This window comes from Tardiphaga sp., from assembly GCF_041424195.1.
Taxonomy (GTDB): domain Bacteria; phylum Pseudomonadota; class Alphaproteobacteria; order Rhizobiales; family Xanthobacteraceae; genus Tardiphaga.
The window spans coordinates 32,866-55,726 of record NZ_JBGMOE010000190.1; the positions used below are offsets into that span (position 1 = coordinate 32,866).

Here is a 22,861-nt window from a genome sequence, read left to right on the forward strand (position 1 = left end):
CTCACCGGCGAGGCCGGCCTACTTCGCAGGCGCCGGCGTCGGATTGAAGTCGACCTTCGGCGCGGTCGAGATCTCGCTCTCATTGGCGACGGAGAAGTTGGCCTTCTCCTTGTAGCCGAACATCATGGCGGTCAGATTGTTCGGGAAGGTGCGCACGCCGACGTTATAATCCTGCACCGACTTGATGTAGCGGTTGCGCGCCACGGTGATGCGGTTCTCGGTGCCCTCGAGCTGGGACATCAAATCCTTGAACAGCGCGTCGGACTTCAGCTGCGGATAGTTTTCGGTGACCACCAGCAGCCGCGACAGCGCGCTGGAGAGTTCGCCTTGCGCCGCCTGGAATTTCTGCAATGCCGCGGGATCGTTGACCACGTCCGGCGTCGCCTGCACCGAGCCGACCTTGGCGCGGGCATTTGTGACACCGAGAAGGACGTCCTTCTCCTGCTGCGCAAAGCCCTTCACGGAGTTCACGAGATTCGGCACCAGATCGGCGCGGCGCTGATACTGGTTGACGACCTCCGACCAGGCCGACTTGACCTGCTCGTCACTGGTCTGGATCGCGTTGTAACCGCAATTGGTCAGGCTGAGGGTCGCCAGTGCGGCCAGCACGGTCAGAAACTTGCGCATGAAATTCTCCTGTGACGCGGCTCAATGTTAGGCGGTTTCTAGCACACGGCGATGACATCCGTCGCTACAAGTTCACAGCGCGATGCTGCAATGCGTCCACGCATGTATCGAACGGTTTGTGTTTGCACACGGGGCATTCGTTGTTAGCCTTGCCACAACCATCGGCCCACAGAAGCCGAGGACATACTGGGAGGATTTCATGACGGACGTGCTCAACACGTTTCCGACCGTCGGCGCGCAGACCCTGCGGGCGCTGGCACGCTATCCCGATCGCATCGCCTTCAGCTGGCCGGGCGGCTCCATCACCTATCGCGGCGCCACGGACCTGATCGCGCGACTGCAGAACGTGTTCATGAACCTCGGCGCACAGCCCGGCACGAAAGTGGCGTTGCTGACCGCGAATCGTGCCGAAACCTGGTGCGCCGGTGTCGCCGCTCAATTGTCGCGCTTCGCCATTTCCTGGCTGCATCCGCTCGGCTCGATGCAGGACCAGATCGACCAGATCGAAGACGCCGGCTCCACGATCCTGATTATCGATGCCGACAATTTCCTGCAACGCGGTGGCGAGCTTGCATCGCGCGCGCAGGGTCTGCAGCACGTGTTCACGCTGGGCCGCGCGGATTACGGAATCGATCTGCTGAAGGTCGTCGGCTCGGGTGGCAGCGCCACCGCGCGGGATTTTGCACAGGTCGATGACATCGCCGTGCTCAATTACACCGGCGGAACCACCGGAAAGTCCAAGGGCGCGCTGCGCCGCCATCGCGAAGTCTCGGGCTTTGCCAATGCCATCCTGGCCGACTTCGAGATCCCGGACAGGCCGAGCTATCTCACCGTGGCGCCGATCAGCCATGTCGCCGGCACCAAGGTGCTGCCGACGCTGATGCGCGGCGGCACCGTGCATATGCTGAAGGGATTCGATCCCGAGGCCGTGCTCAAGACCATCGAGCGCGAGCATATCAACTTCACGCTGTTCGTGCCGACCATGATCTATGTGCTGCTCGACAACCCGACGCTGTCAAAGACCGATCTGTCCTCGCTCGATCTGGTGCTTTACGGCGCATCACCGATGTCGCCGAGCCGGCTGGTGGAAGGCATCGAGCGGATCGGCCCGGTGTTCTCGCAGCTCTATGGGCAGACGGAATGCTATCCGGTGTCGGTGCTGCGCAAGTCGGATCACGATCCGAAAAATCCGGAACTATTTCTATCCTGCGGTTTTCCGATCGCAGTCTGCAACGTCCGCATCCTCGACGGTGACGATCAGGAAGTCCCGCCCGGCGAGGCCGGCGAGATCTGCGTCCGCGCACCGCATGTGATGAAGGAGTACTGGAAGCGGCCGGAGCAGACCGCGGAGACGCTCAAGAACGGCTGGCTGCATACCGGCGACATCGCCCGCGCCGACGAGCGCGGCTATATGTTCATCCTCGACCGCAAGAAGGACATGATCGTCTCCGGTGGCTTCAACATCTTCCCGCGCGAGATCGAGGATGTGCTCACCACCCATGCCGATGTCGCCATGTGTGCCGTGGTCGGCGTCCCCGACGACAAATGGGGCGAGGCCGTCACCGCCATCGTGGTCGCACGCGGCGGGGCAAAACCGAATGCGGATGAGCTGATCAATCTGGTGAAGACCCGCAAGGGCTCGGCCCATGCGCCCAAGCACATCAAGTTCGTGACCGAGCTGCCGATGACCGGCGTCGGCAAGATCGACAAGAAGGCGCTGCGCGCGAGCTTCTGGGTCGGACGCGAGCGGATGGTGGGATAGAGGATCGTAGACGACCACTCCTCCAGGCGCGTCATCCCGGGGCGTGGCCGGCTCTTGCCGGACGCGAACCCGGAATTTCGACATGGCTGAACACTTCGGGATTCCGGATTCGCCTGCCAGCGGCTTCGCCGCCGGCCTGCGCTCCGGAATGACAGCGGAGGGTCACCACCTAGTGACTTGCATGATGATAGTTACTCCCCTATCTTCCCGTGATGGAGCGCAAGAGTTTCGAAAAACTGGAATGCCCGGTTGCCCGCAGCCTCGAGCGCGTCGGCGAGTGGTGGAGCATTCTGATCATGCGCGACGCCATCTACGGCATGACGCGGTTCGACCAGTTCCAGAAGAACCTCAAAATCGCGCCGAACATGCTGACCCGCCGGCTGGCGGTGCTTGTCGAGGCCGGGCTGCTGGAGAAGCGGCAATATTGCGAAAAGCCGCCGCGCTACGAATATATCGTGACCCCGCGTGGCCGGGATTTCCGCTCCGTGCTGTGGTCGCTGCAGAGCTGGGGCAACCGCCATTTTGCGCCTGAAGGCGAAAGCGTCGTCCTGATCGACAAGGAGACCGGCGAGACCGCCGATCCCATCCTGGTCGACCGCCGCACCGGCAAACCGATCACCGAAGCCACCCACGCCAACGCCCCCGGCCCCGCCGCCAGTGCACGCGTGCAACGGCGGCTCACCAAACCGCGCCCACAGAAGGACGGAACACTGTGAAACTCGAAACGCCACAGGCAGTCGCTGCCGCCCATCCGACACCGATCCCCGAGATGAATCCGCGCACGCGGATGCTGCTGCAGGCACCGATCGCGTCCACGCTGGTGAAGCTCGCTTGGCCCAATCTGCTGGTGATGCTGGCGCAGGCCTCCACCGGCCTGATCGAGACCTGGTGGGTATCGCATCTCGGTTCCGACGCGCTGACCGGCATGGCGGTGGTATTTCCCGGCTTCATGATGATGCAGATGCTGTCGGCGGGCGCCATGGGCGGCGGCATTTCCTCGGCGATTGCGCGCGCGCTCGGCGCGCGGCGCACCGACGATGCCGAAGCGCTGGTGATGCATGCCACGCTCATCAATATCCTGCTCGGCCTGATCGGCTCGGCGATCTTCCTGATCTGGGGCCGCGCGATCTATACCGCGATGGGTGTCAGCGGCGGCGCGCTCGACGCGGCCATGCAGTATTCCAACGTGGTGTTCGGCGGCAGCGTTTTGGTTTGGCTGATGAACGGCTTCGCCAGCATCATCCGCGGCACCGGCAACATGCTGGTGCCGTCGCTGTCGATCTGCATCGGTGTCGTGCTGCTGATCCCGCTGTCACCGCTGCTGATCTTTGGCTGGGGTCCGATCCCCGCGCTGGGCATCGCCGGTGGCGGCTGGGCCGTGGTGCTGTCGACCTTCACGGTCGGCGCCGTGCTCGCCGGCTACATTCTCTCCGGCCGCTGCATCGTCCATTTCAAGCTGGCGCGCCTGCGCTGGGATCTGTCCGCCGACATCCTGCGTGTCGGCGCCATCGCCGCGGTGATCTCGCTGCAGACGAGCTTCACGGTGCTGCTCACCACCGCGCTGGTCGGCGGCTTCGCCGGTGGCGATGCGGTGGCGGGGTTCGGCACCGGCGTCCGGCTGGAATATCTGATGGTGCCGCTGGCCTTCGGCTTCGGCGGACCACTGGTGGCTCTGGTCGGCACCAATATCGGCGCGGGGCAGGAGCAGCGCGCGTTGCGGGCCGCCCTGATCGGCGGCGGCATGGTGTTTGTGATCACCGAAACCGTGGGCCTGGCCGCCGCGATCTGGCCGGCTGCCTGGCTCGGCCTGTTCGGGTCGGATCCGCAAATGATCGAGACCGGCAGCGCCTATCTGCGCATCGTCGGTCCGGCCTATGGCTTCTTCGGCCTCGGCCTGTCGCTGTATTTCGCCTCCCAGGGCGCCGGAAAGATGATGTTTCCGCTGCTGGCGGGCGTGTTGCGCCTGCTGATCTCCATCGGCGGCGGCTGGCTGGCGCTGCGGCTGACGGGATCGCTGACCTGGCTGTTCGCCTGCCTGACCTTCGCGCTGGTCGTCTACGGCACCATCATCGTCACGGCGGTCGCGTCCGGGACCTGGTTCAAGAAGGCCACCTGAAAGCGTCGCCTCAAAGCAGATCGCGGCGTGCAGGATGGGTAGAGCGCAGGCGCGTGGCGCCGGCGCGAAACCCATCGTGGTCCGCGGGAAAAGCGATGGGTTTCGCGAAGACGCTCGACCCATCCTACTCGCTGGGAACAAAGATGTGCATATGCCTCATGCAGTTACACGCCTGTAGGGGCAACGCGAACTATCCTAGATAGCGCGGATCGGCGGCCAATTCGGCCGCCGCCAGGAATCTCCCAGCATGGCAGACGGTATCGTGGCACAGGCTCCCCCGCCGACGGACGGGCTGACGCCGAGCCAGCAGCGCTGGGCGCGGCTTGCCATCTTCACCGCGCTCGCCATGGCCTCGCTCGATACCGCCATTGCCAATATCGCATTGCCCTCCATCGCCGCCGACCTGCATGCCACGCCAGCGGATGTGATCTGGGTGGTCAATGTCTACCAGATCGCCATGGTGGCCACGCTGCTGCCGTTCGGCGCGCTGGGAGAGATCGTCGGCCATCAGCGCATCTATCTCGGCGGCCTGATCCTGTTCACGATCGCGTCGGTCGCCTGCGCATTCGCGTGGTCACTGGACACTTTGCTGTTCGCGCGGGTGCTGCAGGGCCTCGGCGCCGCCGGCGCCATGAGCGTCAATGCCGCGCTGGTCCGCGTGGTTTATCCGCCAAGCCATTTCGGCCGCGGGCTCGGTCATAACGCCCTCGTCGTCGCGACGGCCTTCACCCTCGGCCCCACCATCGCCTCGGGCATCCTGTCGGTCGCGACTTGGCCTTGGCTGTTCGCGATCAACCTGCCGTTCGGCCTCGCCGCCATTGTCATCAGCCTCAAGACCCTGCCAAAGACCGCACGCGCCACCCATAGTTTCGATTTTCTCGGTGCCCTGCTGACCTCGCTCTGTCTCGGCCTGCTGATCCTCGGCATCGACAGCGCCGCCCATCACACCGCACCGTCCATCGTCGTCGCGGAACTGGTTGCCGGTCTGCTGTTCGGGTGGCTGCTGCTCCGCCGGCAGGCCGATCATCCCGCGCCGATGCTGCCGATCGACCTGTTCCGCCGCCCGCTCTTCGCCCTGTCGGCGGCCACGGCGGTGTGCTCCTTCTCCGTCCAGGGCCTCGCCTTCGTGTCGCTGCCGTTCTATTTCGAAGAGGTTCTGCATCGTTCGGCAGTTGAGACCGGCTTCTTCCTGACGCCCTGGCCGCTGGTCGTCGGCATCATGGCGCCGATCGCCGGCCGGCTGTCGGACAACTATCCGGCCGGCCTGCTCGGCGGCATCGGCCTCGCCATGCTCGGTATCGGCATGGTGCTGCTGGCCACGCTGCCGCCTGATCCGGGCGTCGCCAATATCGTCTGGCGGATGGTGATCTGCGGCGCCGGCTTCGGTTTCTTCCAGGCGCCCAACATGAAGGCGATCATGTCCAGCGCCCCGGCCGGCCGTAGCGGCGGCGCCAGCGGTATCGTGGCGACCGCCCGGCTGACCGGCCAGAGCATGGGCGCGGCACTCGCCGCCTTCTGCTTCGGCCTGTTCGGCCATTCCGGCGCGACCTGGGCGCTGGCGCTCGGCGCCGGCTTCGCCGCGCTCGGCTGCATCATGAGCTTCCTGCGACTGATCGTTCCGTCGTCACCCGGTCACTGATTTCAGAGATAATTTTGCGAACTCACATTTCTCTTTTGCAATGCCGTATTAAGTGATGTGATATACTGCAGTGCACAGATGGATATTTTGCGGCGCAAGTAACAAAACTGAGTTCCATTGCCCTTCGGTTCCATAAGTACCCAAAGACGCTGGACCAGTTTCGTATCCTTGTAGTCACGGCGGGCACGAGGGCATTTCTTGAGGGTACTGTTCGTCACTCCAGAGATTGACGACTTCATCCGGGTGGGCGGCCTTGCAGCCGTTTCCGCCGCTCTCCCTCGAGCTTTGCGCATCTGGACCGATGTCCGCGTCATCCTTCCCGGCTACCGCGACGTCGTCACGCAGTTTCCCGACATCGAGATCGTCGGCGAATGCCCGGCACTGGCGGAAATGCCCGCCTGCTCGGTCGGCCTGGCCGCGACCAAGGACGGCCTGCCGATCTATATCCTGCTCTGCCCGCAGCTCTACGATCGTCCCGGCAATCCCTACGGCGACGCCAGCGGCCGCGACTGGCCGGACAACGACATCCGCTTCGCACGCTTCGCATCCGCCGCGGCCCTGCTCGCCTCCGGCAATCTCGACAAGAACTGGTCGGCCGACCTCGTCCACGCCAATGACTGGCAGGCCGCACTGGTGCCGGCCTATCTCGCCTGGAGCGGCGTCAAGATTCCGACCATCCTGACGATCCACAATCTGGCCTATCAGGGCCTGTTTCCCAAGTCTTCGCTGCGCCGGATCGGCGCGCCCGCCGAGTCGTTCCATATCGACGGGCTCGAATTCTACGACAAGCTGTCCTTCCTCAAGGGCGGCCTGATCTACTCGTCGCACCTCACGACCGTCAGCGAGACTTACGCCCGCGAGATCACCACGCCGGAACTCGGCTGCGGGCTGGAAGGCCTGCTGTCCAAGCGCTCCAACGAGTCGCGGCTCACGGGAATCCTTAACGGCATCGATGAGAGTTGGGACCCGCGCGTCTGCGCGGAGCTCATGAGACCGTTCGGCGCGGGCGACTGGGAAGCCAAACGCGCCAATGCCGATGGGGTACGTCAACAATTTGGGCTCGCGCTCTCCCGCGGGCCCATTTTTGGTTTGGTCGCCCGCCTCGTGCATCAGAAGGGCGTCGACCTCGTGCTGTCAGCCGCCGACGCCATCGTGTCGGCCGGTGGACAGATTGTCGTGACCGGCCGCGGCGAGACCGCCATCGAGAACGCGCTGATGGACGCGCATCGCCGCCGGCCCGACGCCATCGGTGTCGCCATCGGCTTCAACGACCGCGAGGCACGGCGCATTTTCGCCGGCAGCGACTTCACGCTGATGCCGTCGCGCTTCGAACCGTGCGGTCTTAGTCAGATGTATGCGCAGCGCTTCGGCTCGCTGCCGATCGGCCACCAGACCGGCGGCCTCGCCGAAACCATCGTCGACGGCGAGACCGGCTTCCTGTTCACGCAGCCATCTACGGAGTCGTTCCTCGGCGGCATCCTCCGCGCCTTCGCGACCTACGGATCCAAGGATCGCCTGAACTCCATGCGCCGCAGCGCCATGTCGAAGTCCTTCAGCTGGAATATTTCTGCCGCCAGCTACAGCGCGCTCTATCGCAAGGCCATCGTCGCCGGCGTCTGAGATAGTCTCAGACGCGCGGCAACGTCTCAGCCTCAGACCTCGACCACGCGCTCGACATGCACGCGGCGGCAATCCATCTCATATTCGAGATCAACGACCGGCGGCCGGTTGAAGTGCCAGGTCAGGCCGTTGCGGAACACGCCGCGACGACCGAGTTCACTTTCCAGCAGCGGATAAACGTCCCGCACCGTGTAGAGCTGCACGGCTGTTGTCTGGCTCCAGTCACCGGCGAACGCGCTCATGCGGCGCTCCATTTCATCGAGCACGAACTTGGCCTTTTCGAGCATCCCCGACGGGCTGATGTCGCCAAGGCGCACGGTATTGTCGCGGTAATCGCCCTTGCCCTCAGCGGCCTCGCCGCTGCCGGCAATGACAAAGGACGTCGGCGCATTCGGGGCAACGGTCGTGAACGAGAAGGCGTGGAAGCCCGGCTCCGACGGCGGGTCGATCTTCGGACACACATTGCTGCGCCCGACGGGATTCACGCGGTCCTTCATGATGCCCCAGTCTTCGAGGGTCCTGATATAGATCTCGTTGAAGTCGATGAAACCCTGCTCCGTGAACGGCGCCGGCGAGCGCAGCTCGCAGGCCGCGAAGGCGGTCAGCGGCCGGCCGGCTGCCTTGATGATCTCGGCGATCCTGGCAAAGCCCTCCTTCAGCGGGACAACCCGGGAGAAGCGCACGCGCTCCAGCGCGAAGCCAGGCAGTGCGCCGACGCCGCAGGAATACTGGCTGACGCCGGGCATGTAACGGTAGCCGCTATTTGGGGCTTCGACGGTCTCGATCATGTTTGGCCTCTTTCGATGAAATCAAAGTCAGTCTTCAAGGACGCCGAGATAGGCGTCGCGAATGATGGGATCGGCCAGCAGCTCGGCGCCCTGCCCGGTGCGCACGATGCGGCCCATATCCATGATGTAGGCGTGATGGCAGAGGTCGAGCGCCGTCGTGACGTCCTGCTCGACGAGGAGGATCGACATGCCTTCGCTGTTGAGCTGGCGCAACGCGGCGACCAGTTGCTCCACCAGCAGCGGCGACAGGCCGAGCGAGAGTTCGTCGATCATCAGCAGGCGCGGCGCGCTCATCAGCCCGCGGCCGATGGCGCACATCTGCTGCTCGCCACCCGACAGCGTTGCCGCCGCCTGATTGCGGCGTTCGCGGAGCTTGGGGAACGTCGTATAGACGCGGTCGAGATCGCGATTGAGCTCGGCCCGGCTGACGCTGCGCGAATAGGCGCCCATCAGGAGATTGTCCTCGATGCTCATGGCGCCGAACAGACGGCGCCCTTCCGGCACATGGACGATGCCATGGGCCAGCATCTGTGCCGCCGTGGCCTTCGACAGATCGACGCCCTCGGAGACATATTTTCCGGAGGTCAGCGGGATCAGTCCGGACAATGCACGCATCAGCGTGGTCTTGCCCGCACCGTTGGAGCCGATCAGCGCGGTGATCTCGCCGGAGCGCACCGCCATGTCGATGCCCCACAGCACCTGGATTTCGCCATAGCCGGCGCAGACCTGATTGAGTTCGAGCATCGGATGATCAGCCACGGGCGGCGTTCCGTTGTGCATATTGCTGGCCCAGATAGGCATCGACCACGGCGGGATCCTTGATGATGTCGCGCGGCGCGCCGTCCGCGATCAGCCGGCCGTTATGCAGCACCGCAATGCGGGTGCAGACGTTCAGCACGACCTTCATCAGATGTTCGATCATCACGATGGTGATGCCATCGGCGGCGAGCTGATGGATCAGCTTGGTGGCACGCTCGACCTCGGCGCTGTTGAGGCCGGCATTGACCTCATCGAGGAACAGCAGCTTCGGCTTCATGGCCAAAGCCTTGGCCAGTTCCAGGCGCTTGCGCATGGCCAGTGTCAGGGTCGCTGCGGACTGGTTGGCCTGTGCATCGAGGCCGACAAAATTGAGATGGGCGCGGGCGGTCTCGCGGGCCGATTTCAGGCTCTCGCCCGGCTGCGAGAACAGTGCGGCGGCGGCGACATTGTCGAGCGCCGAAAACTCGGCAAAAGGCTGCACGATCTGGAAAGTCCGCGACAGGCCAAGCCGCGCCGACTGATAGGTCTTGATCCGCGTGATGTCCTGGCCGTCAAACGTCACGACGCCTGAGCTCGCTGGCGTGACGCCGCAGATAGTGTTGACCAGCGTGGTCTTGCCGGCGCCGTTCGGACCGATCAGGCCGACCACCTCACCCTTGTTGACCGACAGCGACACATCGCTGAGCGCCTTCAGCCCGCTGAAGTGGCGCGAGACGTTGCTGAGATGCAGGATTTCGTGACCGGGCCTAGACATGCTTTGCCTTTCGTCCGGTCAATCCGCGCCAGATTTTGCCGGCATGCAGCGACACCAGCCCATGCGGCAGGAACAACAGCAGCAGGATGATGAGAACACCCAGCACGCCCGAATGGATCTGGATGTAGTTGCGCCAGACCACCTCTTCGAGACCGAGATAGACGAAGGCGCCGCAGACCACACCGAGCGGCGAGCCGAGCCCACCCATCAGCGCCATCACGATCGGCTTCACCGAATAGAGGATATCGAACACGTCGGACGGGTCGATGTAATGCACCCAGGCGGCATAGAGCCCGCCGGCGGCGCCGACGAAGCAGGCCGACAGGCCGAAGGCGATGGCCTTGTAGAGCGTGGAATTGAGACCGACCATGTTCGAGGCTGTCTCGTTCTGCCGGATGCAGTTGAGACCAAAACCGAGCTTCGACATCGAAACCGCGATGACAACGAGGGCGGTGATCAGCAGCAGCCCCCACATGGCGTAGAAAAAGAAGGTCGCGTCGGAGAGAACACTCGAACCGGACACCAGCGGGATATTCAGGCCCATGCCGCCGCCCGTGAGATCCGTCGCGTTGTTGACGAGTTCGCGGAACACCTCGACCAGCGACAGGCTGGCAATCGCGAAGTAATGGCCGCGCAGCCGCAGCAGCACCGCGCCCAGCGCAGCCGCAAGCAACAGGCACAGCACCAGCGCACCCAGCAGCGACAGGGACAGCGGCACGCCCTTGTTCATGAGAATGCCGGTGGTGTAGGCGCCGAGACCGAAGAACGCTGCCGTCGCAAAGGACGGATAGCCGGCGAAGCCGCCGACGATGTTCCACGACAGCGCGAAGATCGCATACATGCAGGCCATGGTGCCGAGACGCAGCGCATAGGCATCGCCGAATAGCGGCAGCGCGGCGACGCAGGCAATGAGAACGAGAAGCGCGAGATTGGTCCGGGTCATTCAAAACCCTTTCGGCCGAGCAAGCCCTGCGGCCTGACGACAAGGAAGATAATGAGCAGGACGAAAGACAGCGTCACCGCATGGGCCGGGCCGAGATAGACCGAGCCGACGCCTTCGACCAAAGCCAGCAAGATGCCACCGGCCAGCGCGCCGGAAACGCTGCCGAGACCGCCGAGTACGCAGACCACGAAGGCCTTGCCCAGATAGGCCGACGAGGTCAGCGGCGAGATCGGGAAGATCAGCGCCATCAGCACACCGGCGCAACCGGCCAGTGCAGCACCGAGACCGAAGGCAATGGCGTAGATCGATTTGACGTCGACACCCATCAGCACCGCGGCATCGCGATCGAGCCGGACGGCAACGATGGCGCGGCCGACTTTCGAGCGGCGCAGCAGCAGGTAGAGCAAGAACGTAAGAGCCAATGCCGAAGCTGTCGCAATCAGGCGATCGACGGGGACGACGACGTCGAAGATCGAGATCGAACCCGTCGGCGGGGTCAGGATCAGCTTCCGGTAGTCGGCCTTGAAGTAATAGATCATCGCATTGTTCAGGATCAGATCGAGCCCGAAAGTCAGCGTCAGCGTCACCAGCACCGGTGCGGTGATGACGCGATTGAGCAGCAGCCGCTGCAGCAGATAGCCGAACACGAAAAAGGCCGGCGCGGCGATCAGCAACGCATACCAGGGCGACAGCCCGAGCGAATTATAGGCGCCCCAGGCCAGATAGGCACCGAGCACGATGAACGAGCCGTGGATCAGGTTGATGACGTTGAGAACGCCCCAGACCAGCGAGAAGCCGATCGCGATACAGGCATAGAGACACCCAAGCACGAGCGCATTGATCAGGACCTGGATGGCCAGCATGTCGATTCCCCGCCGGTCGCTTTGCTATTTCAAACTCGGCGCTCAGTTCACGCCGAGCTTGAAGTCGCCCTGCTTGATGGCATCGGGGAACAGCACCACCGGCTTGCCGGCCTGGATCTGGAAGACCGGCGGTTCGAGCGAGTTGATCTGGCCGTTGGCGCCAAATTTCACCGGGCCCCAGAAGGTCACGACGTCCATCTTGGCGAGTTCGTCACGCACCTTGTCGCGGTCCAGCGAGCCGGCCTTTTCGATCGCCATCTGGAACAGCGCACCGCATACCGCAGCCGAAGCGTGGGCATAGTCCGGCTCAAGCTTGTACTTGTCCTTGAACAGCTTCACGAAATTGGCTGTCGTGCCGAAGATGTCCTTGCCGTTGTACTGTTCGGCCGGATGCCACCACGACGCGCTGGAGATGTTCTCGGCGCTCTGGCCGGCGGAATCGATGAATTCCTGATAGGCCGGACCGGCGATCATGGTCACGACACCCGCCTTCATCTGCTGATCGACCATCTGCTTGCGCAGCAGCAGCAGATCATTGGTGTAGCCGGTCAGAAAGATCCACTGCGGATTGAGCGACTTGATCTGCGACAGGGTCGCGGAGTGATCGAGGGTGTTGATGGCGTATTTCTCGAAATAGACGACCTCAAGACCGTTCGCCTTGGCGGACTTTTCCATTTCCTGCGCAATGGCCAGCGGGAACAGATCGTTTCGCGCGAGGATCGCAACCTTCTTGACATCGGCAGCCTTGGCCTTGACCAGCTGCGTCAGCGGCGTGGTCAGCGTGTCGTTCGGCGTGAAGGTGCCGAACAGATATTTGTAGTTCTGGTCATAGACCTGTGACGATGACGCCGTCGCGGCGAGCATCGGCACCTTGTATTTCTCGGCGATCGTGCTGGCGGCCTTGGCGGCGCCCGACCCGAACGGGCCAAACATGAAGTTCACCTTGTCCTGGGTAATCATCTGTTCGGTGGTCTGCACCGAGCGCGGCGTGTTGGACTGATAGTCCGAATAGACGATCTCGACCTTGTATTTCTTGCCGCCGACATTGATGCCGCCGGCCTTGTTGGCCTGCTCCGCCCAGAGGTCATAGCCCTGCTGCTGCTTCACGGCTTCCGGCGCTAGCGGCCCGGTGATCGGCAGCGGCGCGCCGAAACGGATGACATCCTGCGCAGACGCTACTGAGGACGTCGCTCCCACGCCGGCCGCAGCCAGCAGAAGGGAGGCCGAAAAAGCCGAGGCAGCAAGCCGGGGATGAAACATCCAAATTCTCCATCGATGACGGGACCGTGACCTGCCGAAACTTTTGCAAATTAGCATTTCGAATAAAAGCATTGAATTTCGATGTGAGAGGTCTGAAAATCAGAACGCTAGTCAGGTCCTGCCATCGCGCTGGGCAGCCAGCCGCGAGGGACCAACGATGATCGAATCCACCGCCATTCGCTATTTTCGCGTGGTTACCGAGTCCGGATCGATCAAACAGGCCGCTGCAGCGCTGCGCATCGCTCCCTCCGCCATCAGCCGGCAGGTGCAGGGGCTGGAGGAAGAGCTTGCGGTCAAACTGTTCGAACGCGGCGCGCGCGGCATGAACCTGACCGATGCCGGCCACGTGCTGTATCGCTATGCAGTCGAGAATCGCAGCCAGCTCGACGGACTGCGCAGCCAGGTCGAGGAATTCGCATCGTTGCGCCGCGGCCAGGTGAAGATCGCCACCGTCGAAGGCATGTTGTCGAGCTTCCTGCCGAACTCGTTCGTCGACCTGTCGCAGCAATATCCGGGCATCGCCCTGTCGGTCACCGCAGTCGGCGCGCGCGACGTGGTCGAGATGGTCAGCCAGAACGAGGTCGATCTCGGCCTGATCTTCGGCCGCGCGCCGCGACGCGACCTGATCGAACTCGGACGCATGCGGCAACCCGTCTGCCTGATCGTCGCACCCACGCATCCGCTGGCCAGCCAAAACTCATACGGGATGAAAGATCTCGCAGGGTTGCGCGTGATCCTTCCGGACCCATCGTTTGGCATTCGTCAGGAACTCGACAAGTCCTGCGCACAGGCCAGTGTGCGGCTGGAAATGTGCAGCGAGACCAACTCGCTGGCCTTCACCCAGACCGTGGCTGCCCGCACCGATCTCGCGACGTTCCTGCCGATGGTCTCGGCAACGGCGGCGATCAATGCCGGCACGCTGGTCGCGATCCCGCCGCGCGACCGCAGGCTTGAGTCAACACAGGTGACGCTGGTGCAGTCGGCCGCACGCATGGCATCACCTTCAACGCGACTGGTCGCCGAAATGCTGGTGGCGCAGATGAAGGATAGCGATGAAGGGTAGACGCCTTAAGCGGCGAGCCTTCCAGCCAGCGCGCGGAAACGCTGGAGCTGATCCTGCTTCAGCGCGCGGGTCTCGTCGCGGCCGACAAAGACCTTGAACATCACGCCGCCGTCCACATTGAGAAAAGCAACGAAAGCTGACGACTTGCCCATGAAGGGCCGCTCGACGAAGGCAACGCCGCCGCAGCGTTCATGACGCAGATGGCCGTGCAGGCCCTTCGGCTGTGTCAGATTATAGTAGCCATGGCCAATGGCGCCCCGCGACAGCGGCGCCGTCGTCTCGAAGATGCCGTCCTCGGTGTGAACGATCAGCGTCACCTCGCCCCACTCGGCAATATCAGTCATCGCGGTCACGAAGGCGTCGGCGCCGCCGCCGATGGTCACCATTCCCTCGGGCAATGCCTCAAGCACCGCGCGGGGCGTGACGTTGCGCTCACACGCAACGGTCTCGATCACGGCGCCGGGATTCTCCGCCATATAGGTCTTCAGCGCGGCGAGATCCGTATTCAGCATGGCATGGCTCCGTGATCGATCATTGTCGTCAATAAACGCAGTCGTCCGCGATCAGGCCGCAGCGCTCTTGCGGCGCTCGGACTGGATCACTTCGAAACCCTCGAACCTGGGGTGACCGAGATAGAGGCTGGCGCCTTCCGACTTGTTGTCCGCGCGGGCATGGGCCTTACGGAACTGCTCGGACTTGGTCCAGCCCTCGAAGTCCGCCTTGCTGGCCCAGACCGTATGCGACGAATACAGCGTGTGATCCTCGGCCACCGGGCCTTTCAACAGGCTGAACTCGATGAAGCCCGGCAATTCCGAGAGATACGATTCCCGGTTCGCCCAGATGTTTTCGAAAGCGGCCTCGGAGCCGAGTTTCACCTGAAAGCGGTTCATGGCGATGAACATGGAGTATTCCTTCTCTTGTGTGCTCGTAGCCTATCATAAACGAAATCGCGCCCGGACATGAGCGCGATTCCTCTGGAGATGTCGCAGGCGGTTATGCGCCGCCGAAATGGACCTTCAGACCACCCTTGTAGACGATGCCGGGGCCAGGGCTGGTCCACAGAACGTCGTTCTGGGTCGTGCCATCCGCACCCGCGCCTGGAATGGCGTAGGGGCGATAGTACTGGTTGAGGATGTTGTCGACGCCGAAGTTGAGGGTGATATCCGGCGTGGGCTGATAGGCGACGTACAGATTGACCAGATCATAGGCGGTCGATGGCACATAGCCGACCGGGATGTCGGTAATGGCACCAACTGACGACCACTGAGCCGAGATGACCAGCTTGCGGTCCAGCAAGCGGATGCCGCCGGTGGTCGTGACCTTGCGCGGCTGGATCGTCGCCAGACCAACATTGGTCTGGGTGTTCTTGCCGCGCTGAAGCGTAGCACCGACACCCAGGAACCAATCGCCTGCATCATAGGATGTCTCGGCTTCGAAGCCCTCGATCCTTGCCGACGCGATGTTCTGGTACTGGTAGAACTGGCTGAACAGGCCCGGAATCGGGAAACCCATAAACCTCAGTGGCGAAGCGACAGGGGGCGAAGCGACCAGATCGATATAGTCGTCAACATCGTTGCGGAAGAAGTTGAACTTGGCGCGGAAGCTATCGCCGGCTGTGAAAATGCCGTTGTACTTCAGATTGACGCCGACTTCCTTGTTCTTGCCGACTTCAGCACGCAGGTTCGGGTTCGGCCGGAAGCAGAACAGACCTGAAGTGCCATCGGGACAGTTGAACAGCGTCGGACCGCCACCGGTGGCATGGCCGCCCGCGATCAGCGTCTCCGTGATCGACGGCGCGCGATAGCCCTCGGCGTAGCTCACATAAGGCGTGAAACCGGCAACCGGCGTAACGCCGACAGTGATCTTCGGCGAGAGGCGATCGCCACTCGACGACGTCGTTCCGGCAACGCCTGTGCCGGACGAATTCAGCTCGTAGTGATCATAACGCAGCGCGCTGATGACTTCGAGCCAGGTCGAGTAGTTGTTCTTCAGCTGAATGAAGCCGCCGCCCACTGTCCGGTCGCCGCTCGGTGTGGTGATGTTGGAGTTGCCGCGGGAATCGAAGGTCGAGACCTTGTCGTTGAAGACATCGAAGCCGTAGGTGACGGCATTGCGCCATCCGCCGACATCGAAACGCGACGTATTGTTGACGTCCACGCCGACCGTATCCAGCAGGTAACCGCGGCGATCACCGACGCAGCCGGAAATATTGTTGCCGGGGTTGGCGAGCGTGCAGGTGCCTGAACCCGCGGTGATACGGTTGTTGTAGGTCTTGACCTGATCGTTGTCGGTGCGATTGCCATACAGCGTGGCGCTCCAGTCGAACAACATGTCATCCGGCCTGGAGTACTTCCAGGTCACCGTACCGGTATAGGTCTTGGCCGTGGAGCCATAGACCGACGAACCGGCGATGGCCGCAGCCGGCGCCGCCGTGGTGGTGCCCCCACGGTTCATCTGACCGATGCTGTACTGATAATCCTGGAAGATGCCGCCGAATTTGATCTCGTGGCCATCGGCAGGGCGGACCGTCAGCTTCATCAGGCCCGCAGCGATGTCGTTGCCGGTGTTGCCGATCTCGGTGCCGTCACCATCCTTGTAGTTGCCCTGCGTCCGATAGACCGCGCCGCCGAACACGTCGACCGACGGGTCGACGCGCACGCCGCCGAACACGGAGCCGAGGCCGCGATTGTTGTTGGAGCCGTAGGAACCGCTCATGTCCACGCCCCAACGCTCGCCCGGTCGCAGAACATCATTGATGTCCTTGGTGCGGAACGACGCCACGCCGCCGATGGCGCCCGACCCGTAGATGTTTGCGGTCGGTCCCCGGGTGATATCAATGCCACCGATCAGCTCGGGTTCGAGGAAGAATGATCCGTTCGCATTGTGACCCGAGCGCTGATAATTCTGGCGTGCACCATCGACCACAACAGCGACACGGCCGAAGTCCTGCAGGCCGCGGATATTGATCGCCGTCGATGGATCATCGCCACGGTCCTGCATCCAGACACCGGGAACGTTGTAGAAGAGCTGGCTCAGACGGTTTGGCTGCTGCAGCTGGATCTGTTCCTGCGTCATGACGCTGACCGGCGCTAACGCATCGATGGCGCGCTGCTCGGTCTTCGTTGCGGTAACGGTGATCTCATCGAGGGACTGGCTGCTGCGGCCGGCCTCTGCATTGGCGTTAGCCACCGGCGCCGGCATGACTGCCGACTGTGCCGCGACACGCTTCTTCTTCGCTGGTTTAGGCTTTTGCGGCTGCACGTCGCCTGCCGACACGGCAGCCGCCTGTGCCAGGGCGGCCCCGGAGACGAGCGCTCCCATTGATACGATCGACGCGCCCAACAACAAGGCGCGCGTAGTCCTGCCCCCAAGAGCCATAGCCTAATCCCCAAACACAATTTTTCAACGGATCGTGGCTGGCTGGCGCTGCGCGAGGCAGGGAGCTTGCTGGCTTTCGAATGCGACTCGGGGACCCCTGCCACCAAGTTGCCATTTTCGATTACGGTTCATTGACAGAAGGGTCAAGCAATCCCGCTCCTGTTTATACCGATTATAGATTGCAGTGCTTGGCGATGAGGCGCGACCAAACCTATAACGACGAGAGAGATTTTCACGGACGGGATATATCGGCGCTATGGATACTGGTTCTCACGACGGCAGCGCCGCCGCTCACACCAAACCCTCGGCCGGACGCAATGTAGTCGTCAATGGCGACCGGCTAGACAGCAAGGAGCTGTTCGCGGATCAGCGTGAGTTACTGATTACGCATGGCGACGAGACCTATCGCCTGCGCCTGACGTTCCAGAACAAGCTGATCCTCACCAAATGATCGCTGCGATGACCATGCGTAATCGCCGCATCGCGCATGCACTGCAATGTGTAGCGCTCGCGAGCACCCTCGCATTCTCCGCCGCAGCGGCAGCCGAAGACGTCATGGTGCGCGACGCCCGCGGCCGCGACGTCACCATCGGCCACCCGACCCGCATCGTCTCGATCGGAGGCGCGGTCACCGAAATCCTCTATGCGCTCGGCGCCGACGACCGCATCGTCGCTATTGATACGACCAGCCTGTATCCGCCGAAGGCGATGGCCGACAGACCCAATGTCGGTTACATGCGCCAGCTCTCGGCCGAAGGCGTACTCGGACTCAATCCGCAACTGGTACTGGCCATTGCGGGCTCCGGCCCGAAGGAAACCATCGACGTCATCGACGCCGCCAGGATTCCGCTCATCATGGTGCCGGATACGTTCACCGAGGCCGGCATGATCGAGAAGATCCGGCTGATCGCCAGGGTCGCGGGTGTCGAGCCGCGCGGCGAATGTCTCGCCAATGCCGTGGCCGGCGACCTCACGGCGCTGCGCGAGTTGCGCGCGAAAATCAAAACACCTGTTCGCGTGATGTTCGTGATGTCATTCCTCGACGGCCGCGCCATGGTCGCAGGCCAGAAGACGGCAGCCAACGAAATCATCAAGCTGGCCGGCGGCGTGAATGTCGCGGACAGTTTCGATGGCTACAAGATCATGACCGATGAAGCGATCGCCGCAGCCAAACCTGATGTCGTGCTATCGATGGAGCGCGGCAAGGACACGCTGCAGGCTGACACCGTGTTTGCCAACCCGGCCTTCGCGCTGACGCCGGCCGCAAAGACCAGAAACCTGATCACCATGGACGGCCTCTATCTGCTCGGCTTCGGCCCACGGACGGCCGCCGCCGCGCGCGACCTTGCCGTGAAACTCGATCCGGCGCTGACCGCCGACGCGGCCTCGTTCAAGCCCGCCTCGCTCGCCGTCAACTGTCGTCAATAAGATGACTGCTGCGGACGCCAAGCTGACTGTGTTTGTCAGAACGAGGGGCCGGGTGCGCCGCCCCAAGACCATCGTTGTCCTGTGCGGCCTGTTCGCAGCACTGCTGTTGACGGTGCTGCTTGCCGCCACCGTGGGTGCCGCCGGCATTCCCCTCGCCCGCCTGCCCGCGGCGCTTGGCCTGACGGCTGCCGATTCCGGCAATCCATTTGCCGCACGCGACCAGCTGATCCTGTGGTCGATCCGGATTCCCCGCATAGCCATCGCCGCGATGATCGGCGGCATGCTGGGTGCGGCGGGCGCGATTATGCAGGGCCTGTTTCGCAATCCGCTGGCTGACCCTGCTTTGGTCGGTGTCTCCAGCGGCGGCGCATTTGCTGCGGCCGGCGCCATCGTCATCAGCGACAGCCGCTTTGCGCATGATGTCAGCTTTCTGCAGCCATTCCTGCTGCCGCTCGCGGCCTTCGTCGGCTCGCTGCTGACGACCATCATCCTGTACCGGATCTCCAGCCGCAGCGGGCGCACGTCTATCGCGCTGTTCCTGCTCGCCGGCATTGCCATCGCCGCCATCGCCAATGCGGGCATCGGCCTGCTGGTCTTCATCGCCGACGACCGCCAGCTGCGCGATATCACCTTCTGGCTGCTCGGCTCGCTCAGCGGCGCCACCTGGAGCAAAGCGGCAACGATTGCGCCGATGCTGGCTCTCGGCCTGATCGGCATGCTGTTCACCAGCCGTGGCCTCGACGTGCTGATCCTCGGTGAGTCCGAAGCCTTCCATTCGGGCGTCGATGTGGAGCGCCTCAAGCGTATCTGCATCGTGCTGGTGTCGGCCATGACCGGCGCGGCGGTGTCGGTCTGCGGCGTGATCGGCTTCGTCGGCATCGTCGTGCCGCATTTGCTGCGGCTGGTGATCGGTCCGGGCCATCGGCTCCTGCTGCCGGCCTCCGTCGGGCTCGGCGCGAGCCTGCTGGTCGGCGCCGATACGCTGGCGCGCACCATCGTGGCGCCGGCCGAGATGCCCATCGGCATCCTCAGCGCCGCCGTCGGCGCGCCGATCTTCCTGCTCATCCTGCTGCGCCAGCGCGGGCTGGTGGGGCTGTGACGCCAATGGCCGACGCTCCCATCCTTACAGCATCCGGCCTGTCGCTCACCGTTGGCCAGGCCACGCTGCTCGATCACGTCGATCTCACCATCAAGAGCGGCGAGATGGTCGCCATTGTCGGCCCCAACGGCGCCGGCAAGTCGACGCTGCTGCGCCTGCTGTCCGCCGATCTGCGCGCATCGCGCGGCAGCATCACGCTGAAAGGCCGCAATCTCCACGCTTGGTCGCCCGAAGAACTCGCGATGCGGCGCGCAATGCTGTCTCAGCATGTCAGCGTGAGTTTTCCGTTCACCGTGCAAGAAGTCGTGCGCATGGGGAGCGGAATCCTGCCGCTGGCTGCCGCGCAATCGCTGGTCGATGCCGCCATCGATGAAGTGGGCCTCGGCGACTTCCGTCATCGCGAATTGCCGACGCTCTCCGGCGGCGAACAGCAGCGCGCGCATTTCGCCCGCATCCTCGTGCAACTCGCCTGCGGCGAGGCTGCCCATGGCCCCGGCATCCTGCTGCTCGACGAGCCGACGTCGTCTCTGGATCTGCGGCACCAGATCGAGCTCGTGGAAATCTCACGGCAGCGCGCGCGCAACGGCACGGCCGTCATCGCGGTGCTGCACGATCTCAACCTCGCAGTTCGTTTCGCGGATCGCATCGTCGTCATGCGCAACGGCGCCGTTGCTGCAGAAGGAACGCCGGCCGACACCATCACCAGCGATGTGATCCGCCGCGTGTTCGATATCGATGTCGTCGTCGCCCGCACCGACGATGGCGCGCCCTATCTGCTGCCGCAGATGATGCAACAGATTGCGACTTCAACTTCCGCAGCGGGTTAGCTACATTTCTGCCAAGCGCATCGTGCTGCGCAGGCATGCATATGCGTGAGTAACATTGTTGCTCACGGGAACTCACTTTTATCTGAACCCCTGATGAACTCACGCATTGCCCTCCTGTCGCAACAAACCACGGAGATTCCCCATGGGGTATGCACACAGATCGACAGCATTGGTGGTCGAGAACGACGAAGCACAACGTACACTGGTCAGCCTGCTGCTCGAAGAGAGCGAGATGAACGTCATCGAATGCGAAAGCGCGGAGGCGGCCGTGCTGGTGCTGGAGGAATCCGGCGACAATGTTGCGATGGTCTTCACCGATGTGGAACTCGCGGGCATGATGGACGGCATCGAGCTCGCTTATCTTGCCAAGCAACGATACCCCGATATGCATGTGATCGTGACCTCGGGTGCGCCTCGCGTGCGCCGCCTGCCCGACGGCACGCTGTTCATGGCCAAGCCGTGGAGCCCGATCGACCTGCTTCGCGCGGCACAACAATCCTTCCATTAGCGTAAAAGGCAAAGCACACGCGGCTTGCCGCTCGCGAACCGCGTGGGACAGCCTTGCATTGCTGCAGCGCAAAGTTGATAATTCGGCGATCACGCCCGCCGCAGCAAGGGTCACATGCCGTTCGACCTCCTCATTCGCAACGCCACGCTTCCCGATGGCCGGACTGGCCAGGATATTGCCATAGAAGCGGGCCGTATCGTCGCGGTGCAGCCCAATCTGTCGGGAGACGCCGGACGGGTGATCGATGCCGCCGGGCATCTGGTCTCGCCGCCATTCGTCGATGTCCACTTCCATATGGATGCGACGCTGTCGCTCGGCCTGCCGCGCCTGAATGTCTCCGGCACCCTGCTCGAAGGCATCGCCCTGTGGGGCGAGTTAAAGCCGCACCTCACCTATGAGGCACTGGTCGAACGCGCGCTGCGCTATTGCGACCTCGCAGTGGCGCAAGGGCTTTTGGCCGTGCGTACCCATGTGGATATCTGCGACGACCGGCTGCTCGCGGTGGATGCGCTGCTCGATGTCAAGAAGCAGGTCGCCCCCTATCTCGATCTCGAACTGGTGGCCTTTCCACAGGACGGCTATTTCCGCTCGCCGACGGCTGCAGAGAATCTGAAACGCGCGCTCGACAAGGGTGTCAGCATCGTCGGCGGCATTCCGCATTTCGAGCGCACCATGGCCGATGGCGCGGCCTCGGTGAAGGCACTCTGCGAGATCGCCGCCGCACGCGGACTGCGCGTCGACATGCATTGCGACGAAAGCGACGATCCCATGTCGCGTCATATCGAGACGCTGGCCTATGAGACGCAGCGGCTGGGATTGCAGGGCCGTGTCGCCGGCTCACATCTGACCTCGATGCATTCGATGGACAATTACTATGTCTCGAAGCTGCTGCCGCTGATCGCCGAGGCCGGCGTTGCCGCGATCGCCAATCCACTGATCAATATCGTGCTGCAGGGGCGTCACGACAGCTATCCGAAGCGCCGCGGCCAGACCCGCGTGCCGGAAATGCGGCCTTACGGAATCAACGTCGCCTTCGGCCAGGATTGCTGCATGGACCCGTGGTATTCGCTGGGCTCCGCAGACATGCTGGAGGTCGCACATATGGGGCTGCACGTCGGACAGATGACCAGCCGCGACGCCATGCGTTTCTGCTTCGACACCGTCACGACAAATCCCGCTGCCATCATGGGCCTCGAAGGTTACGGCCTCGATGTGGGCTGTAACGGCGACCTCGTGCTCCTGCAGGCGCGTGATCCCATCGAGGCGATCCGGCTGAAGGCGACGCGCCTCGCGGTCGTGCGCCGCGGCAAGGTCATCGCCGAGACGCCCGCACGGATTGCCCGACTCGCACTCGATGGCCGCCCCGCATTGGTCGATCCGGCCGCCTACGCGCCACCGACCTGATATCGTCGGCCTCCTTCCCTCAC

Annotated in this window: 22 protein-coding genes; 12 read left to right on the forward strand and 10 right to left on the reverse strand. The window is 63.2% G+C overall.

All coding sequences use genetic code 11. The features are described from left to right. Positions 1-18: 18 nt before the first annotated feature. The gene (locus tag ACEK02_RS25225; protein WP_371424233.1) at positions 19-627 is read right to left on the reverse strand and encodes a LemA family protein; all 609 of its coding nucleotides are present in this window, start codon (positions 625-627) and stop codon (positions 19-21) included. A gap of 199 nt (positions 628-826) precedes the next feature. Here ACEK02_RS25225 and ACEK02_RS25230 point away from each other — a divergent pair, with 199 nt between their 5' ends. From ACEK02_RS25230 to glgA, 5 genes are all read left to right on the forward strand, one after another. Beyond that, a complete protein-coding gene (locus tag ACEK02_RS25230) occupies positions 827-2,389 on the forward strand; it encodes an AMP-binding protein (RefSeq protein WP_371424234.1) in 1,563 nt (520 codons plus the stop codon). 212 nt (positions 2,390-2,601) lie between these two features. After that, positions 2,602-3,105 carry a helix-turn-helix transcriptional regulator gene (locus ACEK02_RS25235; RefSeq protein ID WP_371424235.1) on the forward strand — a complete coding sequence of 168 codons (504 nt, stop codon included), beginning with the start codon at positions 2,602-2,604 and terminating at the stop codon, positions 3,103-3,105. After that, on the forward strand, positions 3,102-4,505 hold the full coding sequence (locus ACEK02_RS25240) for an MATE family efflux transporter (protein WP_371424236.1): 1,404 nt from the start codon (positions 3,102-3,104) through the stop codon (positions 4,503-4,505). Before ACEK02_RS25235 ends, ACEK02_RS25240 begins: the two co-directional genes overlap by 4 nt. A gap of 247 nt (positions 4,506-4,752) precedes the next feature. Continuing rightward, positions 4,753-6,144 (forward strand): MFS transporter, encoded by a 1,392-nt coding sequence (locus ACEK02_RS25245; RefSeq protein WP_371424237.1) that lies wholly within the window; start codon positions 4,753-4,755, stop codon positions 6,142-6,144. A gap of 198 nt (positions 6,145-6,342) precedes the next feature. Continuing rightward, positions 6,343-7,764, forward strand: a complete 1,422-nt coding sequence (gene glgA / locus ACEK02_RS25250) for a glycogen synthase GlgA (protein WP_371424238.1) — start codon at positions 6,343-6,345, stop codon at positions 7,762-7,764. Positions 7,765-7,796: 32 nt separating this feature from the next. Here glgA and ACEK02_RS25255 read toward each other — a convergent pair whose 3' ends face one another. Genes ACEK02_RS25255 through ACEK02_RS25280 form a run of 6 tightly spaced genes read right to left on the reverse strand, consistent with a single transcriptional unit; the run spans position 7,797 to position 13,131 of the window. After that, positions 7,797-8,552 (reverse strand): hypothetical protein, encoded by a 756-nt coding sequence (locus tag ACEK02_RS25255; protein ID WP_371424239.1) that lies wholly within the window; start codon positions 8,550-8,552, stop codon positions 7,797-7,799. 27 nt (positions 8,553-8,579) lie between these two features. After that, the gene (locus ACEK02_RS25260; protein WP_371424416.1) at positions 8,580-9,296 is read right to left on the reverse strand and encodes an ABC transporter ATP-binding protein; all 717 of its coding nucleotides are present in this window, start codon (positions 9,294-9,296) and stop codon (positions 8,580-8,582) included. A 7-nt stretch (positions 9,297-9,303) separates the two neighbouring features. Further along, positions 9,304-10,065, reverse strand: coding sequence for an ABC transporter ATP-binding protein (locus ACEK02_RS25265; RefSeq protein WP_371424240.1), 762 nt, complete (start codon positions 10,063-10,065; stop codon positions 9,304-9,306). Then, positions 10,058-11,008: a branched-chain amino acid ABC transporter permease gene (locus ACEK02_RS25270; RefSeq protein ID WP_371424241.1), complete on the reverse strand. Its 951-nt coding sequence runs from the start codon at positions 11,006-11,008 to the stop codon at positions 10,058-10,060. The genes ACEK02_RS25265 and ACEK02_RS25270 overlap by 8 nt, the downstream gene beginning before the upstream one ends. Further along, positions 11,005-11,871 carry a branched-chain amino acid ABC transporter permease gene (locus tag ACEK02_RS25275; RefSeq protein ID WP_371424242.1) on the reverse strand — a complete coding sequence of 289 codons (867 nt, stop codon included), beginning with the start codon at positions 11,869-11,871 and terminating at the stop codon, positions 11,005-11,007. Before ACEK02_RS25275 ends, ACEK02_RS25270 begins: the two co-directional genes overlap by 4 nt. A gap of 42 nt (positions 11,872-11,913) precedes the next feature. Next, positions 11,914-13,131, reverse strand: coding sequence for an amino acid ABC transporter substrate-binding protein (locus ACEK02_RS25280; RefSeq protein ID WP_371424243.1), 1,218 nt, complete (start codon positions 13,129-13,131; stop codon positions 11,914-11,916). 157 nt (positions 13,132-13,288) lie between these two features. Between ACEK02_RS25280 and ACEK02_RS25285 the strand changes: the two genes are divergently transcribed. Further along, complete coding sequence (locus ACEK02_RS25285) at positions 13,289-14,194, forward strand: LysR family transcriptional regulator (protein ID WP_371424244.1); 906 nt, start codon at positions 13,289-13,291, stop codon at positions 14,192-14,194. A 5-nt stretch (positions 14,195-14,199) separates the two neighbouring features. On the opposite strand, the gene hutX is transcribed toward ACEK02_RS25285, so the two are convergent. The 3 genes from hutX to ACEK02_RS25300 all read right to left on the reverse strand — a co-directional run bounded on the left by hutX (position 14,200) and on the right by ACEK02_RS25300 (position 17,515). Further along, the gene (gene hutX / locus ACEK02_RS25290; protein WP_371424245.1) at positions 14,200-14,706 is read right to left on the reverse strand and encodes a heme utilization cystosolic carrier protein HutX; all 507 of its coding nucleotides are present in this window, start codon (positions 14,704-14,706) and stop codon (positions 14,200-14,202) included. Between the two features lie 51 nt (positions 14,707-14,757). Then, a complete protein-coding gene (locus ACEK02_RS25295; RefSeq protein WP_371424246.1) occupies positions 14,758-15,096 on the reverse strand; it encodes an antibiotic biosynthesis monooxygenase in 339 nt (112 codons plus the stop codon). Between the two features lie 91 nt (positions 15,097-15,187). Continuing rightward, positions 15,188-17,515 carry a TonB-dependent hemoglobin/transferrin/lactoferrin family receptor gene (locus ACEK02_RS25300; RefSeq protein WP_371424247.1) on the reverse strand — a complete coding sequence of 776 codons (2,328 nt, stop codon included), beginning with the start codon at positions 17,513-17,515 and terminating at the stop codon, positions 15,188-15,190. Positions 17,516-17,828: 313 nt separating this feature from the next. Here ACEK02_RS25300 and hemP point away from each other — a divergent pair, with 313 nt between their 5' ends. From hemP to ACEK02_RS25330, 6 genes are all read left to right on the forward strand, one after another. Beyond that, positions 17,829-18,023: a hemin uptake protein HemP gene (hemP, locus tag ACEK02_RS25305; RefSeq protein ID WP_371424248.1), complete on the forward strand. Its 195-nt coding sequence runs from the start codon at positions 17,829-17,831 to the stop codon at positions 18,021-18,023. Positions 18,024-18,031: 8 nt separating this feature from the next. Continuing rightward, on the forward strand, positions 18,032-19,000 hold the full coding sequence (locus ACEK02_RS25310) for a hemin ABC transporter substrate-binding protein (RefSeq protein ID WP_371424249.1): 969 nt from the start codon (positions 18,032-18,034) through the stop codon (positions 18,998-19,000). A 1-nt stretch (position 19,001) separates the two neighbouring features. After that, positions 19,002-20,099: a FecCD family ABC transporter permease gene (locus tag ACEK02_RS25315; RefSeq protein WP_371424250.1), complete on the forward strand. Its 1,098-nt coding sequence runs from the start codon at positions 19,002-19,004 to the stop codon at positions 20,097-20,099. Positions 20,100-20,104: 5 nt separating this feature from the next. Beyond that, positions 20,105-20,926, forward strand: coding sequence for a heme ABC transporter ATP-binding protein (locus tag ACEK02_RS25320; RefSeq protein ID WP_371424251.1), 822 nt, complete (start codon positions 20,105-20,107; stop codon positions 20,924-20,926). Positions 20,927-21,068: 142 nt separating this feature from the next. After that, positions 21,069-21,434 (forward strand): response regulator, encoded by a 366-nt coding sequence (locus ACEK02_RS25325; RefSeq protein WP_089265330.1) that lies wholly within the window; start codon positions 21,069-21,071, stop codon positions 21,432-21,434. A 114-nt stretch (positions 21,435-21,548) separates the two neighbouring features. Then, positions 21,549-22,838 (forward strand): amidohydrolase family protein, encoded by a 1,290-nt coding sequence (locus ACEK02_RS25330; RefSeq protein WP_371424252.1) that lies wholly within the window; start codon positions 21,549-21,551, stop codon positions 22,836-22,838. Positions 22,839-22,861 lie beyond the last annotated feature (23 nt).

Bases quoted from the DNA above. Each gene is read 5' to 3' on its own strand.
- ACEK02_RS25225 (WP_371424233.1), bottom strand. From the start codon at position 627: ATGCGCAAGTTTCTGACCGTGCTGGCCGCACTGGCGACCCTCAGCCTG.
- ACEK02_RS25230 (WP_371424234.1), top strand. From the start codon at position 827: ATGACGGACGTGCTCAACACGTTTCCGACCGTCGGCGCGCAGACCCTG.
- ACEK02_RS25235 (WP_371424235.1), top strand. From the start codon at position 2,602: ATGGAGCGCAAGAGTTTCGAAAAACTGGAATGCCCGGTTGCCCGCAGC.
- ACEK02_RS25245 (WP_371424237.1), top strand. From the start codon at position 4,753: ATGGCAGACGGTATCGTGGCACAGGCTCCCCCGCCGACGGACGGGCTG.
- ACEK02_RS25255 (WP_371424239.1), bottom strand. From the start codon at position 8,552: ATGATCGAGACCGTCGAAGCCCCAAATAGCGGCTACCGTTACATGCCC.
- ACEK02_RS25260 (WP_371424416.1), bottom strand. From the start codon at position 9,296: ATGCTCGAACTCAATCAGGTCTGCGCCGGCTATGGCGAAATCCAGGTG.
- ACEK02_RS25265 (WP_371424240.1), bottom strand. From the start codon at position 10,065: ATGTCTAGGCCCGGTCACGAAATCCTGCATCTCAGCAACGTCTCGCGC.
- ACEK02_RS25270 (WP_371424241.1), bottom strand. From the start codon at position 11,008: ATGACCCGGACCAATCTCGCGCTTCTCGTTCTCATTGCCTGCGTCGCC.
- ACEK02_RS25275 (WP_371424242.1), bottom strand. From the start codon at position 11,871: ATGCTGGCCATCCAGGTCCTGATCAATGCGCTCGTGCTTGGGTGTCTC.
- ACEK02_RS25280 (WP_371424243.1), bottom strand. From the start codon at position 13,131: ATGTTTCATCCCCGGCTTGCTGCCTCGGCTTTTTCGGCCTCCCTTCTG.
- ACEK02_RS25285 (WP_371424244.1), top strand. From the start codon at position 13,289: ATGATCGAATCCACCGCCATTCGCTATTTTCGCGTGGTTACCGAGTCC.
- hutX (WP_371424245.1), bottom strand. From the start codon at position 14,706: ATGCTGAATACGGATCTCGCCGCGCTGAAGACCTATATGGCGGAGAAT.
- ACEK02_RS25295 (WP_371424246.1), bottom strand. From the start codon at position 15,096: ATGTTCATCGCCATGAACCGCTTTCAGGTGAAACTCGGCTCCGAGGCC.
- ACEK02_RS25300 (WP_371424247.1), bottom strand. From the start codon at position 17,515: ATGGGAGCGCTCGTCTCCGGGGCCGCCCTGGCACAGGCGGCTGCCGTG.
- hemP (WP_371424248.1), top strand. From the start codon at position 17,829: ATGGATACTGGTTCTCACGACGGCAGCGCCGCCGCTCACACCAAACCC.
- ACEK02_RS25310 (WP_371424249.1), top strand. From the start codon at position 18,032: ATGACCATGCGTAATCGCCGCATCGCGCATGCACTGCAATGTGTAGCG.
- ACEK02_RS25315 (WP_371424250.1), top strand. From the start codon at position 19,002: ATGACTGCTGCGGACGCCAAGCTGACTGTGTTTGTCAGAACGAGGGGC.
- ACEK02_RS25320 (WP_371424251.1), top strand. From the start codon at position 20,105: ATGGCCGACGCTCCCATCCTTACAGCATCCGGCCTGTCGCTCACCGTT.
- ACEK02_RS25325 (WP_089265330.1), top strand. From the start codon at position 21,069: ATGGGGTATGCACACAGATCGACAGCATTGGTGGTCGAGAACGACGAA.
- ACEK02_RS25330 (WP_371424252.1), top strand. From the start codon at position 21,549: ATGCCGTTCGACCTCCTCATTCGCAACGCCACGCTTCCCGATGGCCGG.